We start from the raw sequence: 12,213 nt of genomic DNA, 5'->3' as shown, positions 1-12,213 counted from the left end.
CGCTCCGCTAGCGACCGATACAGTGGCAGCATGCGATGACTAGTGGCTGCCGATCATGACTTGCCGAGTGCCGGCCTTCGGCGGGTCATGCGTCGGCTGGAGGTTGATCTCGTCGAAGTCGATCGGCTCGGCGTCATCGGCGGGTGCGGCTGGTACTTGCTACGTTCGGAGCACGAGGCGACAGCCCTTCCCTCGTACTGGGCCCCTTTTGGATGTCGGCGGCCGGTGAGCGGGCACCTGCAAGGGTGGCATCCTGTCGGCCGTTGTCGGTGCCGTAACCAGGCTTTGGACGACGGAGCGCGGGAAACGACAGCGACGGTCGCGGTGGCCTGCTCACGGAAGCTGGCTGGTCTGCGATCCGCGCGGCGAGGTCGTCGGCTCGTCTGGCGAGTTGTGCCGATCTCGACCTGGCGTTGGTAATCGCTTCGGTGATCGCGCTGACCGTCCGGCTCGGCTCGTCCGAAACCGGGACCGGGACACCGTTGATTCCGTCGAGGGAAAGATGTGCCTCGACTCGATCATCGACCGGGCGGAGGCCGACCTGGACGCGTCCCCACGTGACGGGCGTGGTGGCGGTGTGTTCCTGCCGGACCTGGGCTGCGGCTGCCGCAAGGCACGCCGCCGTCTCAGCCTCGGTCAACGGTGAATGCCCCGGACGGGCGAATCCCCCGGGGTGCGCTTCGGCGGCGGTGGCGATGTGCTCGTAGATGACCGATTGGGCGACCCACGCGCTGACTTGCTGGCGTAGTCCCGCCAAGCTCCTGGGCTCGGGTTCTCCGGTTGCCGGGGGGTACGTCGGCGGCTGGGGACCGGTCGATGGTTGGTCTCGCTCGGCTGTGGCGGTGTGGGCGCTGTGCGGTGGCCGGGCCGCAGGAGCGGTCCGGGTGGTGGGCAGGCCGGCCGGTGCCTGGCTGCCGTTCTGAGAGGCGGCGTGGCGTCGGAGATTCGCGGTGCCTCGCAGGGCCTCTGCGATACGGCGGCGCAGCTTGATCGCTCGGTCTTCGGCCGCGTCGACGTAGTTGATGATCTTCCGCAGGAGGTTGCCGCGGGTTGCGGGGGGTGGCCAGGGGTTGGCCAGCGGAAGGTCGGTGAAGCTGGTGCGATGGCCGACGGCGATCCGGAGCTGGGGGTTGGGGTCGCCGGTGGCGCCGAGGCTGATGTAGACGCCGTTGTACGCGAGTCTGGCGCCGACGCCGCCGGTACGGCGCACCCAGTCAATCATGGTGTTGAAGGCGTCGATGGCCTGGGCGGGGGTGAGCGGCTGGGGAGGTTGGCCGGGGCGATGGAGGTACATGCCCGGCTGGCCGGTGATGGCCGCAAGCTGCGCCCATCGTTCATACATCGCGGCGCGGTCTTCCCACTGGCGCAGGTCGTCGGGTCCGGCACTCTGCTGTACCCGGCGTGAGGCTGCAGGCCGCGGGGGTGTGGCCGGCGTGGCGGGCGGCCGGATGCGTTCGGTACTGCTAGCCGTTGAGGTACGCGGTGGTGCTGGCTCGTGGTCGCCGGTTGGTTTGGTATCGGTGCGATCCTGCTGGCGTCTGGTGGTGGCGGTCTTCGGGGCAGCCTGCTGGGGCGGGGCGAGGTTGGTCGGCGACGGTGTTCGGGTGTCGCGGGCGGCGGCGATCCGCGCTCGTACCTCGGCCCAGGTCGTCCTGGGCGGCTGGTAGTCGGGGGATGCGAGTTGAGCTTCGTCGATGAGCGCTTCGGCCTGGTCGAGGTCGCCAGCCTGGAAGGCACGGTAGCTGGCTCTGGATAGCTGCTGTGCCCGCTCGTTGCGCTTTCGCTGTCGCTGCGCGCGCTGTTCGTCGGTGAGGCGGCCGGCTTGAAGGATCTCCGGATGGGCGTCGAGGTAGGCGTCGACCGCCGCGATCACCTCGGCGAGGGAGTGTCCATGAAGCTGCTGGAGGTGCCCCTCGGCGACGTACCGGACCGCGTCTTCCCGGCTGAAGGTGAAGGCGCCCGCCTGTCCGTACCAATTGGCTGCCCAGTCCTGCACGGCGTGGGCGATGCGGGCCGCTTCAACGGCGGTGAATGGTGCGAACGGATCCGGCGGTACGACGTTTTCCGATCGATCGGTCGCTGGGTTCGGCCGGGGGGTGGTCTGGGCACCTGCTTGCGGCGCTGGCTCCGGTGTCCGACTGGTAGGGATGGTAGTTGCCGTCGTCGCCTCGGTGTCGGCCTCTCCCGGCGCACCCGTGACGTCGTCCTCGGACTGGTCGGCACCTGCGGCTGGCTCCGGGATGTCCGGCGCCCCAGACTGGCTCGTAAGTGAGAGGGCCCGGTCGCCGAGTGCGGTTTCGGCCGTCGCGGTCTGTTCCTGGGAGAGGTCGGGGGTGGGTGGTGGGGCGGCTGGGCGCGAGGCCGCTTCATCGTGGATGAACTGGCGGTACTCGTCCCACGGTTCGATGTGCAGGTAGAGGGGTTCGGCCTGGTCAACGATGGTCAGCGCGGTATCATAGTCGCCTGCTTCGAGTGCCTGAGCGGCGCGGACAGACAGGTCTTGGGAAACGGCGCGATCTCGCTCGCGCAGCTCGTCGTGGCTCAGCGGTCGGCGGCTAAGCACCTCGGGGTGTTCGGCGATGTAGTCGGAGATCCATGCCCACTCCTCGTCACTGGCGCCGCCGGGCACGTGGGTGGTGGCGACGTACCAGGCTGGGGAGTTGACGTATCCGTTGGTGTTCTGCGCGGTGTAGCGGGGTGCGTAGTCCTCGATGGCCTTGATGAGTTGGGCCCGGCGGGCGGGCGTCGGCCATGTAGGTGGTTCGGGCTCGTCCTCGACTCGGGCCGGTGCAGGGTCGAGGGTGTCGGTGGTGGCCGGTGCTGGTTCGGTACCGGGTACGTCTCCGGCAATGTTGGCCGGTACGGCGTCGGAGGGGTCGGGCGAGGCGACCACGCTCTCCTGGTCCAGGCCGGTGGACTGCACCGACGGCCTGTCGCCCGAGTCCGCCTGCGGTAGATCGTCGCGGTCCTCGGCGAGGCCGTCGTCGTCCACGGATGGTTCGGGCGAGGCGATGGTGGATTGGGGCTGGGGTAGGTCGTCGGGCAGCTGGGCGGCGAGCCAGGCACGTTCCTCGGCGTTGAGTGGATGCCTCTTGTTCGGGCTGCGCCAGTCTTTGGCGTAGTACCACTCGTCGGTTGCCGGGTCGACGAAGGCGTACGCGGACTGGTGCTGGTTGACGACCTTGATCCAGCGTGTGCCGCGTTCGACGGTGAAGGTGCTTCCGGCCGGGGTGTAGCGGGTCATGACGGCTACGGCCGTGGACCGTGAGCTGGGGCTCGGCGTATCGGGCTGTGGGGCGGAGGCCGAGTGCGTGTCCTCGTCAGCCACGTAGAGTTCGGCGTGCGCGTCGGCGGCCTCGGTGACGGCCGTGGCCTGTCCGAGGGCTTCGGCTCGCGAGGGCTGGTCTTCAAGGGCCGCAGGGGCGGCTGCCGTTGGTTCGTGGGCCGGTGCCGGCTGCGGTGGGCCCGCGACCGGCGCCGCGTCCGGTTCGTCGCTGCGGTCGTGGGCGGGCTGGGACGGCTCAACGGTGGCGAACAGGTCGAGTTGTTGTACGGCCCTGCCCGCCTGGCGGGGCGCCGGGGCACGATCGGTACCCGGGCGGGGTTGCGGCGGCGTCTGGGCGGCCGGTTGGCTGGCGAAGTCCTGGATCCATCCCAGCGACCCGAGGTCGAGACGTTCCTTGGCCCGGGTGGCGGTCACGTAGGCGAGACGCAGCATCTCAGCGGCGGGCAGAACGACTTCCCCTGTCTCGGTGTTCTCCTGTGGCTGGGGGAAGTCGTCGGCGATCCGTACGCTGCGCCATTCGCGGCCCTTCGACTTGTGGGCGGTGCTGACGATGACGTCGTACGCCGGGTTGCCGTGCTCGTCGGTCCGCTCTTCGGGGATGAGTTCCTTGGCCATGTAGATCAGCTCGTCGGCGCCACGGCGGTCGACGAGGCGGACGAACGCGCGCAAGGACTGAGCGTCGTCATCGGATTCGACGTATTCGCGTACCTCATCCCAGTGAGCGAAGTTGGCCAGCTCGGGGTGTGTGGTTCGGCGGCCTGCTTGCAGGTCTTTGGCGGCCTTGGCGATGTCCTCGATGGCGCGTCCTCCGCCGACGAGGGCGACGCGGCGGCCGGCGTCGAACGACTCGAACACGCTCGCGACGGCTCCGGCGTTGGTCCAGGCGAGGATCGCGTCTGGTTCGGTGACGGCACCGATGGTGGAGGTGAGCGCGGGGTTGCCGGCCAGGCGCCATGGCGAGTCGAGCCGGGCGAGGAACTGGTTGCCGATGTCGGCGACGGCCGGTCCGAAGCGAAAGCTCTGGGTCAAGGGCAAGGTGATGTCCGCTGGCCATCCTCGCAGGGCGTCGACAGCGCCGCGGAACGCGTAGATCGACTGGTTCGAGTCGCCGACGACGACGGTCTGCACCGGTTGGTCTTTGATGACCTTCCCGAGTACCGGGGCGATGTCCTGGGCCTCGTCGAAGAAGATCACGTCGTACGGCAGGCGCGGCCGGCCCAGCGCCCAGATCTTGAGGTAGTCGTCGTGCCGCATCCGGAGCCGGCCGTCCGGGTCGTTGAGGTCGGCCCAGGCACGCTCGGCGAGGGCCAGCACGGCGGCGGCGACGGTCTGCCCGTCGGGTTGGTGGAGGCTGTCGGGGAGGTGTCGAGGCGCGATCTTGTCGTCGTCGCTCTCCCGGAACTTGCGCACCGTGGCCATGACGAGCCGGGCGACCGCCTCGGGGGCAAGCGCCTGTGGGCCGAGCGGGGCACTCACTCCGAGGACCTCTGCCCACTCTTCCGGCCACTGGGCGCCTTCGCCGCGCGGCCCGACCTTGGAGACCTTGTCGCGCAGGGGCGAGTTCTGAAGTCCGGCCCGCGCGAAGGCGTGGGAGGTGTCGGCCGTGACGTTGCGCGGGAACTTCCGCTTGGCCTCGTCAGCGATGCTGCGGTTGAAGGCGATGTAGGCGATGCGGCGGTCATCGAGATGGGCCAGCATTTGCAGCGTGGAGGTCTTACCGGTACCGGCGAGGGCTTGCACCACGATCGTCTTACCCTGCTGGTAGGCGTCGATGATGCGTTGCTGTTGCTCGGTCGGCGGGAACTGCGGCGCCCGACGACTTACCCTCTTGTCCGCTTGGTCCTGTTCCTGCAACCAGGCTTGGATCTCGCTCACCGCGTGGTCACGGTCGGCGCGTCGCCCGAAGTACCGCCACTGACCGTCGATGTAGCGGAACCGGTGTCCCTTCAGTAGGGAGCGCAGTCCGTCTTCGCGTGGTCCTCCCCGGGTGCCGGTGACGGTGACGCCCGTACTGTCGACGGTGATCTGGATACGGGTGATCCATGTCTCGCCGGCCTCGGCCACGGCGGTGTCCGGAATGGCGGCGGGTTCGTCCGCCCCTGCCGCGCCGACGTCGATGGGTGGAGTCGTCGCCGCGGGTGTCGGTCGCGAGTCGAGGGCTGGTGGCGGCGTGGTCAGCAGTTCGGTCGCCGCCTCGCCCGGCGCGGCGGCAGGGCCAAGCGCTGGCGCGGAGGGTTCGACCGTGCAGTGCGGGGTCACCTGTTCGGTGCCGGCGGGTTCGGTTGCTGGGATTGGGTCGGCCTGTGGAAGTGGGCGGGCCGGGGCGTCGGGGAAGACTCGCTGCCACCGCTTCGGGGTCACAGCCGTGGCCACGAGGTCCGTTGCGAGCATGGACGAGATCCGGGCGAGGTTGTCCAGCATCGCTAGGACGGGGTCGACGCCGGGGTGGTCTCGGGCCGCGCGCAGGTCTCTGGACTGGCGTGCGAGGCGTACGGACAGGTCGAGGATCTCGCGCGGGTCGCTGTCGTCGACCGTGAGTGTCTTGAACTCGTCGATGGTGTGGGCGAGGTCCTTCTCGGCCTGGTACTGCCCGCCCGGTGACTGGATGATCGTCTTCCAGCGGGGCAGGCGCATGAGCTGGTTCGCCGCTGTCTTGGTGCCACGCAGCGGACCACGGATCCGGTTGCGGCTCGTGTAGGGAGTGCCCCCGGCGAATGATGCCGCGATGTCCGGGGCGAGCGCGGGAGTACCGCCGGGTGTGGGCGTAGCGGCGGCGCCGGCGGCGGCAGGGGGCACTGTGGTGAGGGATGGCGGCGGTTCCTGGCCGGCGGAGGGCGTCTCGCCTACTGAGGTCGCGGCAGTGCTGCTGCCTTCGTCCTGTACGGCCGGGCTTGCGGTCTGCGGCTGTCGGGCAGGTCCGGCGATGGCCTGGTCATCCTCGTCGGGCAAAGCTGGTGCGGCCGGCGCGACCGAGGCCGGTGTTGCGGTGGACGCCTTGTCGGACGCTGTTCTGTCCAGCGTTGGGGATTCCGAAGCTTCGGCTGCGGGACCGCGGACCGGTTCGACCGGTTCTGTTGGCGCGGATGCCTCGGCGGGGGTGGCGATCGGGCCGGTGTCGGCTCGCCAACCGGGTAGGCGCAGCTCGCGGGCCGGTCTGGGAGTCCAGTGCAGGTCTCGCTCGATGATCAGGAGGCCCCTGCGGATCTGTTCGAGTTCGACCAGGCTGTGGTAACCCCATTCCGCGTTGTCGGCGTCGCCGTTGATGCAGGCGTAGCCGAAGCCCTCCCCGGTGGGTGGGTCGTACTCGGCAATCCACCAGTCGTTGCCACCACCGAAGTAGTGCAAATAAATGATCTTGTCGCCGTTGGGCTGCTGCTCGGTGGCGTACAACGCCGGCACGGCGAGGTCGGCGGGTGGGTAGAACGGGTGCCCACGGCGAGCACGCTGCGTCTCGGGCAGCGCGTGCTCGGACTGGCCCTGCCGTTCGTGCCGGGGCTTGCCCAACGCATCGGGCCCCTCGCCCGCGACGGGTATGGCGTCGTCGTGCGCGGATGCTGGTACGGCATTCGGGCGGTGCTGGACCGGTGTTACGGCGGCACCGTCGCGATCCGCGTCGGCCTCGGATTGCGCGGAGCGGTTCGCGCGATCGGCGTCGGGCTGGCCCCGGTCGGGGGTGCGCTGCTCACCGTTGTCGACGGCGGGTGAGTTGGGTGGAGCGTGGGTCGCATCTGCGGCGTCTGGAGCCGACGACGGGTCTGACCGTGCGGCCTCACTGGTGTGATCATCGGGCGAGTGATCGGTTGGCGTCTCGGTGCTGGTTTCGGCACTGCCAGGGAGCGCGTCGTCGTGGTGGCGCACACGGTTCCACAGTTGCTCGGTGACCAGTTGCTGGATCTGGCGGGCGACGCGGGTGTCGGCGAGGTAGGCGCGGGCCAGTTCGCTGTTCGGGTCGTCATCGAACGCGGCCATCATCTGGTCGCTGAGCCAGGGACCGACCACGTGGGCGAAGTTGTCCAGTTCGTTGACGCGGGCTGTCTGCCGCAGCAGGTTGTCGTCGAGGGCGCGTACCAGCAGTGCGGCGATCGCCGGGTGGTCGGCCCGGAATGCCGGCTGGGCGACCTCGGGCTGTTGCGGGTGCGGCTCGTCGGCGATGTTTCCTTCCGGCTGGGACGTAGCCTCGTCCTGGCTGTCTCGGCCGATGCTGCGGGAGTCGGTGTCGGGCGCGGTCGTCAGGTCGCTCGCCCGGGTGGAGCCGCCAGTGCTACCCCGGGTGGTGGGGGCCGATGTGACCGCCGTCGTGGGCAGGTCGACGTCGACGGGGTCGGGCGAGGACTCTGGGGCCGCGATGGGTCCGTCAAGGATTTTCAGGTCTGCCTGAAGTTCCCGTAGCCGTGCCGCGTTCTGGTCGAGTTCGTCCTGTCGGGGGAAGGGTTGCCCGACACGGCTTTCTGCCTGCTCGATGTTGGCGCGGAGGCGTTCGATGTGCTCGGTGTCGCGCTGGCGGATGGCCTCGACGTTGGTCAGCCGGTTTTCGATCTTGCGGATGAGTCCGGTGGGGTCCTGGTCGGGTAGGTCTTTGGCGTCGAGCCAGAGCATCCCCTCCGGCACGTCGTGCAGGGTGATCGTGACGCTGGTTGGTCCGATGACGGGGTAGTCGACCAGGGCGCTGAGCGGGAACGGCCCCAACGCGCCGAGTTGGAGGTGTTTCTTGCCGCCGCGCGGGAGGTTACGGACGGCGGCTTGCAGGCCGCCGATGAGCGCGGCGCCCGCGTCGACGCGCCGGTCGTAGGTGCGGTCGGCGAGGGTGATGGAGAAGGCGTCGCCGCGCAGGTCGGGGCGGCGGGCGATGACCTGTTCTGCCTGCTGGATTCTCTGTTCGAGGTCGGCGATTGTCCGATGGCTTTGCGCGATGGTGGTCTTGAAGGTGAACTGTTCGTTGTGCCAGATGCGCCGTTCTAGTTCCAGGGCGCTGAAGGTCTCTTCGACTCGGGCGAGTTCCAACAGTTCGGGTCGTCCGGCGCCGACGGCGAACATGACGGCGGGTTCGATCCGCCCGCCGTTGTCGTCCTCGACGGCGTCGATGGTGCGGGCGGTGTTGTTCTGGTCGAGGATCTGGTCGGTGAACTTGGCTTTGGTGTCGACCTTCTGCCAGAAGAACGGGTCGTAGGAGTTCTCGGTGACCAGGAAGATGTGGTGGATGGCCGGGTTGGCATTGCCTTGACGTTGGCCGCGTCCCAAGCTCTGGGTGATGGGCGTGAGTTTCCAGGTGGGGTCCATCTGGAAGATGGCGATGACCCGCCGTTGGATGTTGACGCCGGTACCGAGTTTGGCCCGGCTGCCGACGAGGACGGAGATCTTGCCGTTCCGGGCATCCTGCTGGAGCTGTGCCTTTTTCCTCTGGTCCTTGGCTTCCTGGGCGAACCGGATTTCTCCGGCCGGGATACCCCGGTCCACAAGCTTGTCACGCAGCTCTTCGTAGACGTTCCAGCCATCCTTGGGCACGCCGAGGTCGCAGAAGACCAGGATGAGGCTGCCCCGTCGTGGTTCAGGCTCCCCGTTCTCGTCGAAGTAGACATCGTCCTTGTGTTCGGCCCAGATCTCGGCGATGCGGTCGGCGGTGACGTCGACCTTCTGTGTCTCTCGGGTCGACCTGCCGACAAGGCGCAGGTCCAGCGATCCCGCTCGGCCGTCGTTGGAGATCCACAGGATGTTGTCTTCCTTCATCTCCCCGTTGACCGTTCGGCGCAGCGGAGGTTTGCCGCCGGTCACCACGCGGGCGCGCATCGCAAGTCCCGCCATGTGCTCGCGGAGTTCCGCGGAGGCGGGGACGGACAGGATCTCCTGCTGGCCGCCGATGATGGTCGGTTCGCCGAGCTTGAGGTCCTTCTTTGTCTTGATGTCGGCGAAGCTGAAGAGCAGTCGTTGCAGCTCGGGGATGTTGACGAAGCGGGCGTAGCGGGTCTTGGACTCGAAGCGGCTTCCGTCGGCGGTCATCTCCACGCGGCGTCGGGGTTGGATGAAGGTGGCGTGGAACTGGTCGTCCTCTTCGATGCCGGCGTCGGCCAGCAGCTCAGGCGCAGCGTATTTGATCATGGTCATGATCTCGGCCGGCGAGTTGTCGAGCGGTGTCGCCGTCGCGAGGGTGACCACCCGGCGGCCGTAGGTGCGGCGCAGGTAGCCGAGCTTCATGTCCAGGTCGGCGGTGATCTGGTTGCCTTTGTGGGCAAGCTCGGTGATGGATGAGATCACCCGCAGGTTCTTGTAGGTATGGGCTTCGTCGATGAATAGGTATCCGATTCCGGTGCGCTCGAACTCGACGCCCGCGTCGCTGGGCTTGGCCAGCAGTTCCTTGATCTCCTCCTTCAGGTTTTCGACCTGCTTCTCGATGTCCTTGACGGTGAACCGGTCGGCGTCTTCGGCGTTGGCGAGGTGTGCCTTGAGGCGGTCGAGTTGGGCGTTCAGGTAGTCGACCTGAACGCCTTTGCTGACCGGGATCTTCTTGAACGCGTTGTGGGACAGGATGATGGCGTCCCATGTGCCGGTCGAGCAGCGGGCCACGAACTGGCGGCGCTTGTGGCCTCGGAGGTCTTCGGAGTCCGCGGCAAGTATCCGGGCTCGGGGGTAGGCGCGGAGGAACTCGCGTTGGAATTGGCCGAGCACGTCCTTCGGGACGACGTATGCGGGTTTGCTGACCAGCCCGAGGCGGACCAGTTCCATCCCGCCCACGATCATTTCTAGCGTCTTGCCGGCGCCGGTGCCGTGGAACAGCCCGACGCCGGGGGTGTTCCGGATCCGGGCGACGGCCGCCATCTGGTGTGGGCGCAGGCGGTAGGCGGCGGACATGCCCGGCGCGGTGACGGTCTCGCCGTCGAAGGACTGTGGAACGAGGGCGTTGAATCGGTCGTTGTAGGTCTTGCCGAGGGCGGTGCCGCGCTGCGGCTCCTCCCACAACCAGGCACGAAAGCGGGCGTCGAGTTGCTGCGCTTTGGCCTGGGCGAACGCGGTGGCCTCGGTGTCTTTGACCGTGGTCTTCTTGCCACCACCGAGGTCTTTGGTCTTGGTGACCTCGATGGTCTGGCTGTTGAGCAAGTTCGCGGCGAGATCCTGGGCGCAACGGGCCTTCGTGCCCCACACCGTGTGGGCGAGCACGGTGTCCTTGCTGCCGCCGCTGACGGCCCAGCGGGCGCCGATGTTGCTGACCGTGATCCGGTCGTCTTCCAGGATCTCGCGCAGGAACTGCTGGACGTAGCTGGCGTCGATCCACGGGGAGCCGAGGCGGGCCTCGATCTCGCCGGCGGTGAGATCTCGTGGTACGACCCGGCGCAGCGCCTCGACGTTGGTGGCGAACCGTTCGTCGGTTTCGGCGGCGGCCTGGGCATCGGCGAGTTTGCGCCGGACGTTGCCGGACAGGTACTCCGTCTTGCGAACCAGCCGCCCGGTGCCGGGCTCGTCGTAGACCAGGTCGCCGAGCGCCTGGCGGGCCTGTTCCTCGTTGTCGAGGTCGAGTAGTTGGGCGATGTGGTCGAGGCGGATCTCGTTGTAGGTGTCCCAGCAGATGACGAGGGCGTCGTCTGGCGATTCCGCGCGGGTGGCCGGCGTCGGGGGGACAACGACCCGGCCCCGGAAGATGTCGGCTTTGCTGCTTTCCTGCGTCTCGTCGTCGAAGTCCTCCAGCGCGGCGACGTACGGCCAGAACGGGTCGGAGCGGAATCCGCCCATCGGCGGGTACCGGCGTTGCTCGCTCTCGACCTGCTGACCGGTCTTCACGTCCCGGCGGGTGCTGGTGGAGGACTTGTACCGGTTGATGTGGCCATACAGGGAGACGTAGGTGTCGTAGTAGCGGTTAAGGTCGGCGCGCAGCCTGGCCATCGTGGGGGTGTCCTCGCGATGCGCGGCCTCTTCGTCGAGCAGTGCGACCACGGTTTCGCGTAGTCGGATCAGCGACCGCAGTTCCGCGATCTGGGTCTTGGGTGGGTCGTGGCGGGCCGGGCGGCCGTTGCGGATCTGGGTGAACCGTCCGTCGCCGAGATCCTGGAAAAGCCCTTCCTGCTGTTGGAGGTCGCTGTGGAACACCACGTCGGGCTGGTCCTCGACGGCCCGGGCAGCGGGGGTGACGACGAGACCGCGGCTGCGTGCGTCGGTGGTGATGTGACGCAGCGCCTCGACGAGTGCCGGACCGGTCGGCCCGGTGCCCCGGACGGTGAGTGCGGGCCCGTGGCGGCTGCTGTCGACGAGGCTTTCTCCCAGCACCAGGTCGGGGTGGGCGAGGAAGTATTCGTTGACCGGGATGCTGGCCGGTGCGATTCCCTCGCGGGCGCCGGGCAGCTCGGTCGCACGGGCGGTCAGCCAGGTGGCAGACGTGGGCGTGGCCTCGGGCGAGCGGCGGCGCAGGATCAGTAGGTCGGTGACGACCTCGGTGCCGGCCGCCACGGCGTGCGCGGTGGCGGGTAGCCGGACGGCGCCGACGAGGTCAGCCAGGTCCGCCATCTGTGCGCGGGCCTGCTGGTGGGCGTCGTCGGTGCCATCCATCGTGTAGCGGGAGGTGATCAGGGCGACGATGCCACCGGGCCGTACCAGGTGCAGTGACTTGAGCAGGAAGTGGTTGTGGATGGAGTGCCGGCGGTCCGGGTTGTACTGCGGGTCGTGGGGCTTGTGGCTGCCGAAGGGGACGTTTCCGATCGCGGCGTCGAAGGCGCCTTCGCTGATGCGGGTGTCGGCGAACGACTCGGCGAGGATCCGGGCGTCCGGGTACAACGCCTGGGCGATCGCTGCGGTGGTCGGGTCCAGTTCCACCCCGACCATCTGCATGCCCTCAGGTGCCAGGCCGATCATGTTGCCGCTGCCACAGCCGGGTTCGAGGACCCTGCCGCTGGTCAGGCCGAGGGCGCGCAGGGCATCCCACATCGCGGCGACGTAGGCCGCGTCGG

Annotated in this window: 1 protein-coding gene; it reads right to left on the bottom strand. The window is 68.4% G+C overall.

The window, feature by feature from the left end; all coding sequences use genetic code 11:
• Window positions 1-133: 133 nt before the first annotated feature.
• A complete protein-coding gene (locus Van01_RS27195; protein WP_204013424.1) occupies window positions 134-12,190 on the bottom strand; it encodes a helicase-like domain-containing protein in 12,057 nt (4,018 codons plus the stop codon).
• Between the last annotated feature and the right edge of the window lie 23 nt (window positions 12,191-12,213).

It is taken from the genome of Micromonospora andamanensis (assembly GCF_016863495.1).
GTDB classification, from domain to species: domain Bacteria; phylum Actinomycetota; class Actinomycetes; order Mycobacteriales; family Micromonosporaceae; genus Micromonospora; species Micromonospora andamanensis.
Note: the sequence above shows the minus strand (reverse complement) of the source record. Positions and strands in the feature narration are given on the sequence as shown.

What these genes read in the sequence shown, in the direction of transcription:
- Van01_RS27195 (WP_204013424.1), bottom strand. Translation starts at nt 12,190, where the DNA reads ATGTGGGATGCCCTGCGCGCCCTCGGCCTGACCAGCGGCAGGGTCCTC.